This is a genomic window from Streptomyces sp. NBC_01506, assembly GCF_045040295.1.
Classification (GTDB): domain Bacteria; phylum Actinomycetota; class Actinomycetes; order Streptomycetales; family Streptomycetaceae; genus Streptomyces.
Genome location: NZ_CP109422.1, coordinates 6,595,455 through 6,611,521, shown reverse-complemented (window position 1 = coordinate 6,611,521; position 16,067 = coordinate 6,595,455). Strand labels below are relative to the sequence as shown.

Here is a 16,067-nt window from a genome sequence, read left to right as displayed (position 1 = left end):
CCTCACCGCGCGAACGACGCCCCTTCCGGCGCCTCTCCCGACACCCCTTCCGAAGCGCCCGCCCGCGCTCAGCCGCTCAGCGCCGTACGCAGCTCCCGCCGCGCCGACTCCCGCCAGATCTGCGGGAGTTCGCGCTCCCGGTCCGCCGCCCGCGCCTCCTCCTCGCCGTACAGCAGGCCCCAGGTGAAGGCGGACTCGCCGGCCGCGTGGGCCTGGATCGCGAGGTCGCGCAGGGCGTCGCGGGCCACCACGCTGTCCTGGTGGTCGCCGAGCACGGTCTGCACGGCCTTCATCCGGGCCGAGAAGCGCTTCGCGGGCTTCCCGAGGGCGGGCCGGGCCGCCTCGGCGGCGTAGCGGACCCGCTTGGCGGCCTTGCGGGCGTCGTGCAGCGCCAGGTCGCGCTCCTCCCCCGGCGCGAGCGCGAGCGCGTGCTCGACGCGGCCCGCGAGGCGGTCGTAGTCCTTGACGATCGCCCGGGGCAGCGCCTTGGCCGGTTCCCGGCCGGCGCCGCGCAGCAGCGGCGGATCGGCGAGCAGCGCCTCCATCGAGTCCAGCAGACGCAGATAGCGGGCGCTGTCGAGGACGGCGAGGGTGCCGGCCCGCGCGTCGGTGCGGCCCGCCGCGTCCCAGATCCGCAGCCGGGCGTGTACGGGGCCGAGCAGCAGCGTCGTGTCGTGCGCGTCGACGCTCGCGGTCAGCCGCTCGGCGAGGACTTCCTGGTCCCGGTCGACGCCCAGCTCCCCGGCGAGCCACTTCAGCTCCGCGCCGATGGGCCGGGTGACCTCCCGGTCGAGCACCTTCTTGTACGTACGGAACGCGGACCGCATCCGGCGGGTGGCGACCCGCAGTTGGTGCACCGAGTCGGGCAGGTCGCGGCGTACGGCGGGGTCGTACGAGACGATCGCGTCGGCCTGTTCGCGCAGATAGGCCAGCACATGGTCCCCGGCGGTGGCCGGGGCGCGCTCCGTCGCCTTCCCTGCCGTTTCGGCGGGCGCCGTGTCGGCCAGCGCCCTGGCGAGCTTGGACGCCGACGACGCCGGGCGGATTCCGGCTTTGCGCAGGACCTCCTCCACGGCGTCGAGCAGCGCCGGGTCGCCGTCGTCGGCCAGCTCGACCTCGACCTCGGTCCATCCGGCCGTACCGCTCCCGGCGGGCAGCCGGTCGGCGCGGACGGTGTCCACGGCCACCTCGGCGAGCGGCCGGCCCGCCTCGTCGAGCAGCAGACGCAGATCGCGCGCGGTCCGCAGCCGTACGACGGGGGTCAGTTCCGCGCCGCGCACCCGCGAGCGCACGAGTGCGGCGGTCTCGTCGGGGAGGGTGTCGGAGAGCGGGCTCCGGATCTCGTCGCGGATTCCGGGGGCGACGGGGAACTTGAGGTGCCAGCCCTCGTCGGCGCCGCCCGTGCGGCGGCGGAGCGTGAGCGAGTCGGCGGTCAGGCGCAGGTCCGGTGTGTCGTAGTAGAAGGCGTCCAGCTCGGTGACGCCCGCTTCGGTGACGCCGAAGACGGCGCGGACCTTGGTCAGGTCCGGCAGGAGGGAGCGCCCGCGTGACTTCGGGCCGGTGCCGCCGTCCACCGGCCGCGTCGGGAGTTCGTACTTGCGTTCGATCTCGCGCTTTGTGTCCACCATCTTCACCAACGTAGTCGCAGGGACCGCCGAGTGGCAGCCCCCGCGACGCCGAACGGGCAGATCAGCCGACCGTTCGGGCGCGGTTCCAGCCATGGTTCGCCCGGCGGCCCGACCGGTTGCCCGACCGCCGGATCACGCCGACATCGGCTTCTGCACCCTGATCGACTGGAGCAGGCCGACCGCGATCCAGACCGCGAACATCGACGTACCTCCGTACGAGACGAACGGCAGCGGCAGCCCCGCCACCGGCATGATCCCGAGCGTCATCCCGACGTTCTCGAAGGACTGGAAGGCGAACCACGCGATGATCCCGGCCGCCACGATCGTCCCGTACAGCTCGGTCGTCTCACGGGCGATCCGGCAGGCCCGCCACAGCACCACACCGAGCAGCAGCAGGATCAGCCCGGCGCCGAGGAAGCCCAGTTCCTCGCCCGCGACCGTGAAGACGAAGTCGGTCTGCTGCTCGGGGACGAACTGGCCGGTGGTCTGCGAGCCCTTGAACAGCCCCGTGCCGGTGAGCCCGCCCGAACCGATCGCGATCCGCGCCTGGTTGGTGTTGTAGCCGACGCCCGCCGGGTCGAGTTCCGGGTTGGCGAAGGCGGCGAAGCGGTTGATCTGGTACTCGTCGAGGATCCCGAGCGCCGCGACCGCCACCGCGCCCACGACACCGGCGCCGACGAGCCCGAAGATCCACCGGTTCGACGCCCCGGAGGCCAGCAGGACGCCGAGCACGATCACCGCCATGACCATGACCGAGCCGAGGTCCGGCATCATCATGACGATCACGATCGGGACGACCGCCAGGCCCAGGGACTTGGCGACCGTCCGGTGGTCCGGATGGACCTGATCACCCGCGTCGACTCTGGCCGCGAGCATCATCGCCATCCCCAGGATGATCGTGATCTTCACGAACTCCGAGGGCTGGAGGGTGAAACCGCCGCCGATCACGATCCAGGCGTGCGCGCCGTTGATGGTGGCGCCGAGCGGGGTCAGGACCAGCAGCACGAGCACGACGGAGAGGCCGTAGAGCACCGGCACGGCGCCGCGCAGGGTGCGGTGGCCGAGCCAGATCGTGCCGATCATCAGGGCAAGACCGATACCGGTGTTCAGTATGTGGCGCAGGAAGAAGTGGTACGGATCGCCTCCGTTGAGATCCGTACGGTTGCGGGTCGCCGACCAGACCAGCAGCGACCCGACCGCCGAGAGGGCGATCGCGGAGAACATCAGCGGCCAGTCGAGCCGGCGCGCCAGCGAGTCACGGGCCGCGATCGTGGCCCAGATGCCGCGCTCGGGGCCGTATCCGGAGACGGAGAAGCCGCTTGTGCCGGCCATCGTTCAGTCCCTCCGCGCGGGTGGGCCCGCGAGCGTTCCGTTGTCGTTCGGCGCCTGCCCGGGATCCGCCGGCGCCTGCCCGGGATCGTCGGGTGCCGGTCCGGTGTCGGGCACCTGCCCCGTACCGCCCGTATCGCCGGGCGGCTGCCCGGTGTCGTTCGGCGTCTGCGGCACCTGCCCGGTGTTGTCACCGTTCGGCGCGACCTCGTTGCCGTCCAGGGGCGTCTTGTCCGGTACGTACGGCTTGACGGCCGGCGCGTCGATCGAGCCGTCGGGCTGGATCTTCGGCAGCGACGTGCGCGGCTCGGGCATCAGGGCCTTCTTGAGATTCTGCCCGCCCTTGGCGTCCAGGCCGTACATCGCCTCGTAGATCTTGCGTACGGCGGGGCCCGAGGCCCCGGAGCCCGTACCGCCCTGGGAGATCGTCATGACGATCGTGTAGTCCTCGGTGTACGAGGCGAACCACGACGTCGTCTGCTTGCCGTAGACCTCGGCCGTACCCGTCTTGGCGTGCATCGGGATCTTGTCCTGCGGCCAGCCGCCGAACCGCCAGGCGGCCGAACCGGTGGTCGCCACTCCCGCGAGGGCCTTGTCCAACTGGTCGCGCAGTTTGTTGTCGATCGGCAGCTTTCCGTTCGACTGCGGCTTGATCTCCTCGACGCTCTTGCCGTCGGGGCTGACGATCGCCTTGCCGACGCTCGGGGCGTACATCGTGCCGCCGTTGGCGATCGCCGCGTAGATCGTGGCCATCTGGATCGGGGTGACGAGCGTGTCGCCCTGGCCGATCGAGTAGTTGACCGCGTCACCGGCGCGCATCTTGTTTCCTTCGAGGCAGCCCTCGTACGCCAGTTGCTCGACGTAGGTGCCGCCCTTCTTGCCCTGCTCGCACCAGCCGGCCTTGTTGGCCTCCCAGAAGTCCTGCTTCCACTTCCGGTCCGGGATACGGCCGGTGACCTCGTTGGGGAGGTCGATGCCGGTCTCCTTGGCGAGACCGAACTCCTTGGCGGTCTTGTAGAAGTAGTCGTTGGCGTTCTTCTTGGGCTTGTTGCCGCCGTCCTTCTGCCACTCCTTGTGGGCGAGGCCGTAGAAGACGGTGTCGCAGGAGACCTCCAGGGCGCGGCCGAGGTCGATGCTGCCGTAGCCCTGGGACTCGAAGTTCTTGAAGACCTGGTTGCCGATCGAGTACGAACTGGGGCACGGGTAGCTGCCGTTGAAGTCGTATCCGGCCTTGACCGCCGCCGTCGACGAGATGACCTTGAAGATCGAGCCGGGCGCGGCCTGCGACTGGATCCCCCGGTTCAGCAGCGGGAAGTTGGACTTCTTGCTGGTGAGCTTCGAGTAGTCCTTCGCGGAGATCCCGCCGACCCAGGCGTTGGGGTCGTACGTCGGCTGGGAGGCCATCGAGACGACGCGCCCGGTCTTGGACTCCAGGACGACGACAGCGCCCGCGTCGGCCTTGTAGTTCTCGTTGGTGTTGCGGTCCATCTCCTTGCGCGCGGCCTTCATGGCCTCGTTCAGCTCGTACTCGGCGACGGCCTGCACGCGCGCGTCGATGGAGGTGATGATGTTGGAGCCCGGCTCGGCCTGGTCGCTCTTGGCCTGGCCGATCACCCGGCCGAGGTTGTCGACCTCGTAGCGGGTGACGCCCGCGTCGCCGCGCAGGTATTTGTCGTACGTGCGCTCCAGACCGGAGCGGCCGACCTGGTCGGAGCGCAGGAACGGCGAGTCGGTGTCCTGCGCCTTGGTGATCTCCTCGTCGGTGACCGGCGAGAGATAGCCCAGCACCTGGGCGGTGTTGGCCTTGCCCGGCGCGGCGTAACGGCGCACGGCGGTCGGTTCGGCGGTGATGCCGGGGAAGTCCTCGGCGCGTTCGCGGATCTGGAGCGCCTGCTGGGTGGTGGCCTCGTCGGTGACGGGGATCGGCTGGTAGGGCGAGCCGTTCCAGCAGGGCTGCGGCGTCTTGCTGTCGCAGAGTCTGACCTTGTCGCCGACTTCCTTCGGCGTCATACCGAGGACGTCGGCGAGGCGGATGAGGACGGCTTTGCCGCTGTCCTGCATCTTCATCAGTTCGGTACGGCTGGCGGAGACGACGAGCCGGGTCTCGTTGTCGGCGAGCGGCACTCCGCGCGAGTCGAGGATCGAGCCGCGGACGGCCGGCTGGACGACCTGCTGTACGTGGTTGTTCTTGGCCTCGTCGGTGTACTCCTCGCCGTTGCGGACCTGGAGGTACCACAGGCGTCCGCCGAGCGTGAGCAGGAGCGAGAAGACCAGGACCTGGATGACGACGAGCCGGATCTGGACCCTCGGTGTCCGCCCGGTCTCCGGGATGTTGCTCACAGTCGTTTGACCCCCTTGATCCGTCCGGCCCGTGCCGCGCGGGAGCGGGCCGTCTTCAGCCGCAGTCCGCCGCGCTGTTTCCCGATCTTCAGTCCGGTCCCCGCCGCGAGCCAGCCGGAGGCGACATCGCTGCCGCCGCTCGACTTGTCGGCGAGCGGATCGTTCTCCGCGCGTCTGGCCAGGGCCATGATCAGCGGGACGGTGAACGGGGCGAGCAGCAGGTCGTAGATGGCGGAGGTGACGACCAGGTTGGTGAGGCCGACATGACGGGCGGCGGTGTCACCGACGAGGGCGCCGACCCCCGCGTACAGCAGGGTCGTGGTGACGGCCGCGCCGACGACCACGACCATCGGGCCCAGCGCGGTGCGCAGTTGGCCGTTGTCGGGCTTGGCGAGTCCGGCGAGATAGCCGATCACACAGAGCACCAGCGCGTAGCGTCCCACGGCGTGGTCGGCGGGCGGGGCGAGGTCGGCGAGGAGCCCGGCGCCGAAGCCGATGAGCGCGCCGCTGGTGTGTCCGTAGACCAGGGCGAGCGCGACGACGACGAGGAGCAGCAGATCGGGTACGGCTCCGGGGAGCTGGAGCCGGGCGAGGACGGACACCTGGACGACCAGCGCGACCACGACCAGGGTGACGGAGAGCAGCGTCCGGTTGAAGCGCATGGGGATCAGCTCTACTCCTGCTCGTTGACCTGGCCGCCGTCGCCCGGGGCGAGTTGGCCGCCCGGCGACGGGGTGACCGTGACGGTGACGGTCGGTGTGGGCTTGGGCTTGGCGGGCTTCTTGGGCAGGACCATGTCGCGCGGGTCCTCGCGCGGTGCCTGGACGACGACACCGACGATGTCGAGCTTGCTGAAGCCGACGTACGGGCGGACGTAGATGTCGCGCGTGAGGTCACCGCCGGCGGGGTCGACGCGTACGACCTGGCCGACCGGCACTCCGGGGACGAACGGCCGGTCCTTGCTGGAGCCGAAGGTGACCAGCCGGTCGCCGTTCTTCACCTTGGCCTTGCCGTTGAGGAGCTGGACGTTGAGCGGCTGGTCGCCCTGGCCGGTGGCGAAGCCCAGTTCGTCGGAGTTCTCCATCCGGGTGCCGACCGTGAAGTCCGGGTCGTTGGCGAGCAGTACGGTCGCGGTGTTCGGTCCCACGGTGGTGACGCGGCCGACGAGCCCGTCCCCGTTCAGTACGGTCATGTCGCGCTTGAGGCCGTCGGCGGCGCCCGCGTCGATGGTCACGGTCCAGGAGAAGCCCTGGGCCGCTCCTATGGCGATGACCTCGGCGGCCTTTATGCCGTACTGGCCGGCGCCCGCGGTCTTCAGGAGCTTGTCCAGCTCCGCGACGCGGCTGCGGTTGCGGGCATCGCTGCCGAGCCGCTGCTTGAGCGCCGCGTTCTCCCGTTCCAGGACGGTGACGCGGTCGTGCCGCTCACCGGAGTCCCGTACGGCGCCGATGGCGTCGCCGACCGGGTCGACGGCTTTCGCGACCCCGTTCTGCACGGGCCCGAAGACCGTGGCCGCGGCCTGCCGGGCACCGTCGACCGGTGACGCCTCTCCCCCGCGGATATCCACCGTGATCAGTGCGAACGCGATGGCGATCAGCAGCACCAGGAGCAGCCGGCTCTCTCGTGTGTCCCTCACGTGCGGCGGCCGTGCCTTCCTCGTTGGAATGCCTCGTCGGAATATTTCCCGCGAATCGAGAGAATCCCCCGGAAGGGATTCGTCTCAATTGACGCGTCGGATGCGGGAGTTATTCGCCCTTTTCATGATCTGTTTCAGTGATCACGCTTCACGGGCGGCGGATCGGGCCGAGCGCCGGCGATCCGTCGTCCGCGCGATCCGTCATCTGCGCGGTGAGGCGTCCAGCACCTGCTGGAGCGCTTCGAACTCCTCGACGCACTTGCCGGAGCCGAGAGCCACCGAATCCAGCGGGTCCTCGGCGATGTGGATGGGCATACCGGTCTCACGGCGCAGTCGCTCGTCGAGGCCGCGCAGCAGGGCGCCACCGCCGGTGAGGACGATGCCGCGGTCCATGACGTCGCCGGACAGCTCCGGCGGGCACTTGTCGAGCGTGGTCTTCACCGCGTCAACGATGGCGTTGACCGGCTCCTCGATGGCCTTGCGGACCTCGGCGGCCGAGATGACGACGGTCTTCGGCAGCCCCGACACCAGGTCGCGGCCGCGGATCTCGGTGTGCTCGTCCTTGTCGAGGTCGTAGGCCGAACCGATGGTGATCTTGATCTGTTCGGCGGTGCGCTCACCGAGGAGGAGCGAGTACTCCTTCTTGATGTGCTGGATGATCGCGTTGTCCAGTTCGTCACCGGCGACCCGGATCGACTGGGCGGTGACGATCCCACCGAGCGAGATCACCGCGACCTCGGTGGTGCCGCCGCCGATGTCCACGACCATGTTGCCGGTCGCCTCGTGGACGGGCAGACCCGAGCCGATGGCGGCGGCCATGGGCTCCTCGATGATGTGCACCTGACGGGCGCCCGCCTGGGTGGACGCCTCGATGACGGCGCGTCGCTCGACTCCCGTGATGCCCGAGGGCACACAGACGACGACCCGCGGGCGGGCCAGATAGCGACGCTTGTGGATCTTGAGAATGAAGTAGCGCAACATGCGCTCGGTGATCTCGAAGTCGGCGATCACGCCGTCCTTCAAGGGCCGGACGGCAACGATGTTGCCCGGTGTCCGGCCGATCATCTTCTTCGCTTCGGCGCCGACCGCGAGGATGCCGCCCGTGTTGGTGTTGATGGCGACGACGGATGGCTCGTTGAGCACGATCCCCCGACCCCTGACGTACACCAGCGTGTTGGCGGTCCCGAGGTCGACAGCCATGTCACGGCCGATGAACGACATCTTGTTCCCCATGAGGATGCGTCTGGCCTTCCCAAATCGAGCATTGACGGCTTTTCAGGATGGCGAGGTGGATGCTGTGGCGTGGAGGCTTCCATCGTAGTGCCGCGCGTAGTGACTCGGCGCGGTAGATCCACCTCTAATAAAGGTGACGATGTGTCGCAGCCATGCGTTCCCGATCTGGCTCCGCATATGCCGGGGAAGACCGAATTCCGCCGGTCGCCGCAGGCGCGTTCAGCGCTCTCCGGCTGACGTGTGGTCAGGAAAGACCAGGGTAAGGGGTGTCTTTCAGTGCTCGGGAAAGAAAAGTTTCAGTTCCCGAATGGCGGACTCCTCGGAGTCCGAAGCGTGGATCAGGTTCTCCCGGACGATCGTGCCGAAGTCCCCCCGAATGGACCCCGGAGCCGCGGCGATCGGGTCAGTGGGGCCCGCCAGGGTCCGTACGCCCTCGATGACACGCTCGCCCTCCACCACCAGCGCGACGACCGGGCCCGACGCCATGAACTCGATCAGCGGCTCATAGAAGGGGCGGCCCTTGTGCTCGCCGTAGTGCTGCTCCAGCGTGCTCTCGTCGAGCGTGCGCAGCTCCAGCGCGGTGATGCTCCAGCCGGCCTTGCGCTCGATGCGGCCGATGATCTCTCCCACCAAAGCGCGGCGGACTGCGTCCGGCTTGAGGAGGACGAGAGTGCGCTGGGTCATGGTGTGCGGCTCCTTGCGGGCATTCGCTGCGGGCAAACGGGTGAAGTGGTGTGAGGCTACAGGGACACGCGGGCCGTTCCGTACCCGGTCCGGGTACGGGCAGCCCCCCGTCCGTGCCTACGTCTGCGGCTCCGCCGACGTTTGCGCCTGCGCCTGCTCGGCCCAGTGCGCCTTCGCCACGTCGATCTTGCGCCCGAAGTGGACCGAGGCCCACCACAGCCCGCCGAACAGCACCCCCAGGAAGAACATCACCGGCACCACGAACCCGCCCGCGATCAGCGCGATCTGGAACGCCCAGCCGAGCTGGACCCCGCCGGGCCTGGTGATCACCGCGCACAGCAGCAGGGACAGCAGCATCGCGATGCCGCAGACCGTCCACACGGCTGTCATCGACAGGTCGTCCGACTTCATCGCGACGAGCCCGGCGAAGCCGATCACGAAGAACTCGCTGATCAGCGTGGACGCGCAGAGCGTACGCATACGGTCAGTCCCTTCCCAGAAGCAGCCGGGCCTCGCCGACCGTGATCACCGAACCGGTCACCAGTACTCCGGCGCCCGCGTACTCGTCGTCCTCCTCGGCGAGCGTGATCGCCGCCTCCAGCGCGTCGTCCAGCCGCGGTTCGACCTGGACGCGGTCGTCGCCGAACAGCTCGACGGCGACCGTCGCCAGTTCGTCCGCGCTCATCGCCCGGTCGCTGGAGTTCTGCGTGACGACGATCTCCGCGAAGACCGGCTCGAAGGCTTCGAGCAGCCCGCGCACGTCCTTCCCGGCGCTCGCGCCGACCACCCCGATCAGTCTGCTGAAGCCGAACGACTCACCGATCGCCGCGGCGGCGGCCCGCGCGCCCGCCGGATTGTGCGCCGCGTCCAGGACGACCGTGGGCGAGCGCCGTACGACCTCCAGACGGCCCGGCGACACCACGGAGGCGAACGCCCCGCGCACCGTGTCCAGATCCATCGGGCGGGCGTGCTCGGCGCCGACCCCGAAGAACGCCTCGACCGCCGCCAGCGCCACCACCGCGTTGTGCGCCTGATGGGCGCCGTGCAAAGGGAGGAAGATCTGCTCGTACTCGCCGCCGAGGCCGCGCAGCGTCAGCATCTGCCCGCCGACCGCGACCTCGCGCGAGACGATGCCGAACTCCATGCCCTCGCGCGCCACCGTCGCGTCCACGTCGACGGCCTTCTTCAGCATCACCTGCGCCGCGTCCACCGGCTGCTGCGCCAACACGACCGTCGCACCCGGCTTGATGATCCCGGCCTTCTCCACGGCGATCTCGCCCGGTGTGGAGCCGAGCCGGTCGGTGTGGTCCAGGTCGATCGGGGTGACGACGGCCACAGAGGCGTCGATCACGTTCGTCGCGTCCCAACTGCCGCCCATGCCGACCTCGACCACCGCGACGTCCACCGGGGCGTCCGCGAAGGCCGCGTACGCCATGGCGGTGAGGATTTCGAAGAACGAGAGGCGGTACTCCTGCGCGCCGTCCACCATGTCGACGTACGGCTTGATGTCGTCGTACGTCTCGATGAACCGGTCCGGGGAGATCGGTTCGCCGTCGAGGCTGATCCGCTCGGTGACCGACGAGACGTGCGGGCTGGTGTAGCGCCCGGTGCGCAGATCGAACGCGCCGAGCAGCGCCTCGATCATGCGGGCCGTGGACGTCTTGCCGTTGGTGCCGGTGAGATGGATCGACGGATACGCCCGCTGGGGGTCCCCGAGCACATCCATCAGGGCCTCGATGCGTGTGACCGACGGCTCCAGCTTCGTCTCGCCCCAGCGGCCGGCCAGCTCCCGCTCGACGGCGCGCAGCGCCTTGTCGACCTCCGGGTCGGCGGGCCGGGACGGGACGCCGTCACCCTGCGGGGGGCCCGCCTGGGCGCGCAGCGTACGGCTCCCGGCCTCGATCACGGCCAGGTCGGGGTCGCGGGTTGTCTCGGCGTGGACGATGTCGTCGAAACCGTCGTCGTGCTCGCCGGGCTGGTCTGGCTGGTCGGGCTGGTGCTCGCTCACAGGGCCAGTCTACGGAGCGGGTACGACACGTTCGCCGCCCCGCCCCGTAGGGCTCTGTCCTTGGGCCGTCAGCTCTCCGGGAGAGCCGCGAGCTGCGCCGTGATGCGCTCGATGTCCGCCTCCGCCTTGGACAGCCGGCCGCGGATCTTGTCGACCACGTTGTCCGGGGCCTTCGCCAGGAACGCCTCGTTACCGAGCTTGGCGGTGGCCTGCTGCTTCTCTTTCTCGGCCGCGTCCCGGTCCTTCGTCAGCCGCTTGCGCTCCGCCACGACGTCGATGGTGCCGGACAGGTCGAGCGCGACCGTGGCGCCCGCGACCGGCAGGGTCGCGGTCGCCTGGAAGGCGTCGCCCTCGGCCTGGAGACGCAGCAGTTGCCGGATGGCCGCCTCGTGCGCGGCGAGCGGCGTCGCGGACAGGTCGAGCCGGCCGGGGACCTTCTGCGCCGGCTGGAGCCCCTGGTCGGCGCGGAAGCGGCGGACCTCGGTGACGACCTGCTGAAGGTGCTCGATCTCCCGCTCGGCCCCCTCGTCGCGGAAGCCGGAGTCGGCCGGCCAGTCGGCGATGACGACCGACTCCTTGCCGGTCAGTGTGGTCCACAGCGTCTCCGTGACGAAGGGGACGATCGGGTGCAGCAGGCGCAGGGTGACGTCCAGGACCTCACCGAGGACGCGCCCGGACACCTTGGCCTGCTCGCCGCCCGCGAAGAACGTCGTCTTGGACAGCTCGACGTACCAGTCGAAGACCTCGTCCCACGCGAAGTGGAAGAGGGCGTCGCTGAGTTTGGCGAACTGGTAGTCCTCGTAGAGCGCGTCGACCCGCGCGACGGTCTCGTTCAGCCGCGAGAGGATCCACCGGTCCGTGGCGGACATCCGCGAGGCGTCGGGCAGCGGTCCTTCGACCGTCGCGCCGTTCATCATGGCGAAACGCGTCGCGTTCCAGATCTTGTTGGCGAAGTTGCGGGAGCCCTGGACCCAGTCTTCGCCGATGGGGACGTCGACACCGGGGTTGGCGCCGCGCGCGAGCGTGAAGCGGACCGCGTCGGAGCCGTACTTGTCCATCCAGTCCAGCGGGTTGACGACATTGCCGAACGTCTTCGACATCTTCTTGCCGTGATCGTCGCGGACCATGCCGTGCAGGGCGATGGTGTGGAACGGGGGCGTGCCGTCCATCGCGTACAGGCCCAGCAGCATCATCCGCGCGACCCAGAAGAACAGGATGTCGTAGCCGGTGACCAGGACGGAGTTCGGATAGAACTTCTCCAGGCTCGGGGTCTGTTCGGGCCAGCCCAGGGTGGAGAACGGCCACAGGCCGGACGAGAACCAGGTGTCCAGGACGTCCGTGTCCTGGTGCCAGCCCTCGCCGGTCGGCGGCTCCTCGTTCGGGCCGACGGCGACGGTCTCGCCGTTCGGACCGTGCCAGACCGGGATCCGGTGGCCCCACCACAACTGACGTGAGATGTTCCAGTCGTTGAGGTTGTCCATCCACGCGAAGTAGCGCGGCTCCATCTCCTTGGGATGGATCGTGACGCGGCCGTCCCGGACAGCGTCGCCGGCCGCCTTGGCGAGCGTGGCGACCTTGACCCACCACTGGAGCGACAGCCGGGGCTCGATGGTCGTCTTGCAGCGCGAGCAGTGGCCCACGGAGTGGACGTACGGCCGCTTCTCGGCGACGATCCGGCCCTCCGCGCGCAGCGCGGCGACGATGGTGGACCGGGCCTCGAAGCGGTCAAGTCCCTGGAAGGGGCCGGGGACCGTGATCACGGCCCGTTCGTCCATGACCGTGACGGTCGGCAGATCGTGGCGGCGGCCGATCTCGAAGTCGTTCGGGTCGTGCGCGGGAGTGACCTTGACGGCGCCCGTGCCGAACTCGGGGTCGACGTGCGTGTCCGCGACGACCGGGATCGTACGGTCGGTGAGCGGCAGCTTGATCCGCTTGCCGACCAGGTGCGCGTAGCGCTCGTCGTCCGGGTGGACGGCGACGGCGGTGTCACCCAGCATCGTCTCGGCGCGGGTGGTGGCGACGACCAGCGTCTCGTCGCCGTCCCCGTACGTGATGGAGACCAACTCGCCGTCGTCGTCCTGGTATTCGACCTCGATGTCGGAGATGGCGGTGAGACAGCGCGGGCACCAGTTGATGATGCGCTCGGCCTGGTAGATGAGACCGTCGTCGAAGAGGCGCTTGAAGATGGTCTGGACGGCGTCGGACAGCCCCTCGTCCATCGTGAACCGTTCACGGGACCAGGCGACTCCGTCGCCGAGTCGGCGCATCTGCCCGGAGATCTGGCCGCCGGACGCTTCCTTCCACTGCCAGACGCGCTCGACGAACGCCGCGCGCCCCAGGTCGTGCCGGGACTTGCCCTCCTTGGCCAGTTCGCGCTCGACCACGTTCTGCGTGGCGATGCCGGCGTGGTCCATGCCGGGCTGCCACAGCGTCTCGTAGCCCTGCATGCGCTTACGACGGGTCAGGGCGTCGATGATCGTGTGCTCGAAGGCGTGCCCGAGATGCAGGGACCCGGTGACGTTCGGCGGCGGGATGACGATCGTGTACGGGGGCTTCCCGCTCTTCTCGTCAGCCTCGAAGTAGCCGCGTTCTACCCAGCGCTCGTACAGCTTCCCCTCCACCTCGGCCGGCGCGTACTGGGTCGGCAGTTCAGGGTTGGCTGCGGGCTGCGCTTGAGAGTTCTCGGTCACGTCCACAGTTTAGAGGCGTCACAGCTCTGCACTGAAACGGGATAGTTCGGTAACGGTGCGCCCCCCGATGGTCCATGCCGCCGGTCCTTCAGTCAGGATGTCGGATACGCGTAAGCATCTGGAGGGGACAGAGCACATGAGTTACAACCAGCCGGGCCCGTACGGTGGGCAGCCGCCACAGGGCCAGCCCGGACCGTACGGACAGCAGCCGCCGCAGGGCCAGCCCGGCTACGGGTACCCGCAGCAACCGCCGCAGGGTGAGCCCGGATACGGCTACCCGCAGCAGCCGCCCCAGGGTGAGCAGCCCGGGTACGGCTACCCGCAGCAGCCGCCGCAGGGAGTCCCCCAGCAGGGCTACGGGCAGCCCCAGCAGCCGGGACCGTACGGCCAGCAGCCTCAGCAGCCCCCGTACGGCGGAGCCCCTGGCTTCCCGCCGCCGCAGGGCGCACCGAAAAAGAAGACGGGCCTGATCATCGGTTCGGTCATCGTGGCACTCGCGGTGATCGGTGGTGGGGCGTACTTCCTGGTGGGCGGAGGCAGCAGTGATGTCGCCGACGACGGCGCGCACAAGCTGATCACGCCCGCGACGGTGATCGGCGGCGAGTACAAGAAGAGCGAAAGCTCCAGCAGTGCCGACAGCGGCGGCATGACCGATGAGGACCTCAAGGACGCCGGCAAGTGGGGCGTCAAGAATCCCAAGGACGTGACCGCCCAGTACGAGGCGGGATCCGTCGAGGAGAACCCGTTCGGCGCGAAGATGATGCCCTTCGCCGGTGTCTGGGGCGAGGTCGAGGACCCGGAGAAGGCCGTCGACGGCATGTTCAAGTATCTGAAGGAGCAGGCTCAGAAGGAAGAAGGCGGTGACACTCCCACGTTCGAGGGAGACGCCAAGTCCTTCAAGCCCGACGGTCTCGACGGCGCGGTCATGAAGTGCCAGATGGCCAAGATGGACATGGGTGAGGCCGCGGGCCCCGCCGAGGTGAACTTCCCGGTCTGCATCTGGGGTGACTACAGCACGCTGGCCTTCGCCATGCCGGTCAACATGGCGGACGCGATGGCCGGCAAGGGTTCACTCGAGGACGCTGCGGCCATAACGGCCAAGCTGCGCAACGACGTTCGCGTCAAGGCCTGACGCGCTCGCTCGAAAGGAAGAGGGGCGCCCGGCCGGTCGAACCGGCCGGGCGCCCCTCTTCGTACGTACGACTGATGGCTACGCCGACTTCTCGTGGCGGCCGTCGTTCTTCACGATCCGCGGCTCGCGCGGGACCAGCGTCGGGTTGACGTTGTTGCGCACGACGTCCGCCGTGATGACCACCCGGGCGACGTCCTTGCGGGACGGAACCTCGTACATCACCGACTGGAGGACTTCCTCCAGGATCGCGCGCAGTCCGCGTGCGCCCGTGCCGCGCAGGATCGCCTGGTCGGCGATGGCTTCGAGCGCCGGGAGGTCGAAGTCCAGCTCCACACCGTCGAGTTCGAACAGCCGCTGATACTGCTTCACCAGCGCGTTACGCGGCTCGACCAGGATCTTCAGGAGCGCTTCGCGGTCCAGGTTGTGCACCGAGGTCAGGACCGGCAGCCGGCCGATGAACTCGGGGATCATCCCGAACTTCACCAGGTCCTCCGGCATGACCTCCTGGAACTGGTCGCTCTCCTCGATCTCGCGCTTGGAGCGGATCGTCGCGCCGAAGCCGATGCCCTTGGCACCGGCCCGTGACTCGATGATCTTCTCCAGACCCGCGAACGCGCCGCCCACGATGAACAGCACGTTCGTCGTGTCGATCTGGATGAACTCCTGGTGCGGGTGCTTGCGTCCGCCCTGCGGCGGTACGGAGGCGGTGGTGCCCTCCAGGATCTTCAGCAGGGCCTGCTGGACGCCCTCGCCGGAGACATCGCGGGTGATCGACGGGTTCTCGCTCTTGCGGGCGACCTTGTCGATCTCGTCGATGTAGATGATCCCGGTCTCGGCCTTCTTGACGTCGTAGTCGGCCGCCTGGATCAGCTTGAGCAGAATGTTCTCGACGTCCTCGCCGACATAGCCGGCCTCCGTCAGCGCCGTCGCGTCCGCGATCGCGAACGGTACGTTCAGCATCCGGGCCAGCGTCTGCGCGAGGAGCGTCTTGCCGGAGCCCGTGGGGCCCAGCAGCAGGATGTTGGACTTGGCGAGCTCGATCGCGTCCTCACGGCTTCCGCCGCCGCCGCTCTCGCCGGCCTGCACGCGCTTGTAGTGGTTGTACACCGCTACCGACAGGGCCTTCTTCGCGGGCGCCTGCCCGACGACGTAACCCTCGAGGAACTCGTAGATCTCCCGCGGCTTGGGCAGTTCCTCCCACCGCACCTCGGAGGTCTCGGCAAGCTCCTCCTCGATGATCTCATTGCAGAGGTCGATGCACTCGTCGCAGATATAGACCCCGGGACCTGCGATGAGCTTCTTCACCTGCTTCTGGCTCTTCCCGCAGAACGAGCACTTGAGCAGGTCGCCGCCATCACCGATGCGTGCCACGAGGTGCTTCCCCTTC

Annotated in this window: 12 protein-coding genes; 1 reads left to right on the top strand and 11 read right to left on the bottom strand. The window is 68.9% G+C overall.

All coding sequences use genetic code 11. The features are described from left to right. Positions 1–68: 68 nt before the first annotated feature. The 10 genes from OG329_RS29490 to OG329_RS29445 all read right to left on the bottom strand — a co-directional run bounded on the left by OG329_RS29490 (position 69) and on the right by OG329_RS29445 (position 13,548). Entirely contained in the window at positions 69–1,628 is a 1,560-nt protein-coding gene (locus OG329_RS29490; RefSeq protein WP_405799440.1) for a CHAD domain-containing protein, read from the bottom strand. A 132-nt stretch (positions 1,629–1,760) separates the two neighbouring features. Next, positions 1,761–2,960 carry a rod shape-determining protein RodA gene (gene rodA, locus OG329_RS29485; RefSeq protein ID WP_405799439.1) on the bottom strand — a complete coding sequence of 400 codons (1,200 nt, stop codon included), beginning with the start codon at positions 2,958–2,960 and terminating at the stop codon, positions 1,761–1,763. 3 nt (positions 2,961–2,963) lie between these two features. Continuing rightward, the gene (gene mrdA, locus OG329_RS29480) at positions 2,964–5,297 is read right to left on the bottom strand and encodes a penicillin-binding protein 2 (RefSeq protein ID WP_405799438.1); all 2,334 of its coding nucleotides are present in this window, start codon (positions 5,295–5,297) and stop codon (positions 2,964–2,966) included. After that, positions 5,294–5,959, bottom strand: a complete 666-nt coding sequence (gene mreD, locus OG329_RS29475) for a rod shape-determining protein MreD (RefSeq protein WP_405799437.1) — start codon at positions 5,957–5,959, stop codon at positions 5,294–5,296. Before mreD ends, mrdA begins: the two co-directional genes overlap by 4 nt. An 11-nt stretch (positions 5,960–5,970) precedes the next feature. Then, positions 5,971–6,933, bottom strand: a complete 963-nt coding sequence (mreC, locus tag OG329_RS29470; protein ID WP_405799436.1) for a rod shape-determining protein MreC — start codon at positions 6,931–6,933, stop codon at positions 5,971–5,973. 201 nt (positions 6,934–7,134) lie between these two features. Further along, positions 7,135–8,154 (bottom strand): rod shape-determining protein, encoded by a 1,020-nt coding sequence (locus tag OG329_RS29465; protein ID WP_031231655.1) that lies wholly within the window; start codon positions 8,152–8,154, stop codon positions 7,135–7,137. 285 nt (positions 8,155–8,439) lie between these two features. Beyond that, positions 8,440–8,850, bottom strand: a complete 411-nt coding sequence (gene ndk / locus OG329_RS29460) for a nucleoside-diphosphate kinase (RefSeq protein WP_405799435.1) — start codon at positions 8,848–8,850, stop codon at positions 8,440–8,442. A 117-nt stretch (positions 8,851–8,967) separates the two neighbouring features. Further along, positions 8,968–9,330 (bottom strand): DUF4233 domain-containing protein, encoded by a 363-nt coding sequence (locus OG329_RS29455; RefSeq protein ID WP_405799434.1) that lies wholly within the window; start codon positions 9,328–9,330, stop codon positions 8,968–8,970. A gap of 4 nt (positions 9,331–9,334) precedes the next feature. Then, complete coding sequence (locus OG329_RS29450; RefSeq protein WP_405799433.1) at positions 9,335–10,858, bottom strand: bifunctional folylpolyglutamate synthase/dihydrofolate synthase; 1,524 nt, start codon at positions 10,856–10,858, stop codon at positions 9,335–9,337. Positions 10,859–10,926: 68 nt separating this feature from the next. Next, the gene (locus OG329_RS29445; RefSeq protein WP_405799432.1) at positions 10,927–13,548 is read right to left on the bottom strand and encodes a valine--tRNA ligase; all 2,622 of its coding nucleotides are present in this window, start codon (positions 13,546–13,548) and stop codon (positions 10,927–10,929) included. A 136-nt stretch (positions 13,549–13,684) separates the two neighbouring features. Between OG329_RS29445 and OG329_RS29440 the strand changes: the two genes are divergently transcribed. Beyond that, a complete protein-coding gene (locus OG329_RS29440; protein ID WP_405799431.1) occupies positions 13,685–14,680 on the top strand; it encodes a hypothetical protein in 996 nt (331 codons plus the stop codon). Positions 14,681–14,758: 78 nt separating this feature from the next. Here the strand turns inward: OG329_RS29440 and clpX are convergent, their stop codons facing one another. Further along, on the bottom strand, positions 14,759–16,051 hold the full coding sequence (gene clpX, locus OG329_RS29435) for an ATP-dependent Clp protease ATP-binding subunit ClpX (RefSeq protein ID WP_405799430.1): 1,293 nt from the start codon (positions 16,049–16,051) through the stop codon (positions 14,759–14,761). Positions 16,052–16,067: the final 16 nt, after the last annotated feature.

Excerpts from the sequence above, each read along its gene's own strand:
- rodA (WP_405799439.1), bottom strand. The coding sequence starts at position 2,960 with ATGGCCGGCACAAGCGGCTTCTCCGTCTCCGGATACGGCCCCGAGCGC.
- OG329_RS29455 (WP_405799434.1), bottom strand. The coding sequence starts at position 9,330 with ATGCGTACGCTCTGCGCGTCCACGCTGATCAGCGAGTTCTTCGTGATC.
- OG329_RS29465 (WP_031231655.1), bottom strand. The coding sequence starts at position 8,154 with ATGTCGTTCATCGGCCGTGACATGGCTGTCGACCTCGGGACCGCCAAC.
- OG329_RS29490 (WP_405799440.1), bottom strand. The coding sequence starts at position 1,628 with ATGGTGGACACAAAGCGCGAGATCGAACGCAAGTACGAACTCCCGACG.
- ndk (WP_405799435.1), bottom strand. The coding sequence starts at position 8,850 with ATGACCCAGCGCACTCTCGTCCTCCTCAAGCCGGACGCAGTCCGCCGC.
- mreD (WP_405799437.1), bottom strand. The coding sequence starts at position 5,959 with ATGCGCTTCAACCGGACGCTGCTCTCCGTCACCCTGGTCGTGGTCGCG.
- OG329_RS29440 (WP_405799431.1), top strand. The coding sequence starts at position 13,685 with ATGAGTTACAACCAGCCGGGCCCGTACGGTGGGCAGCCGCCACAGGGC.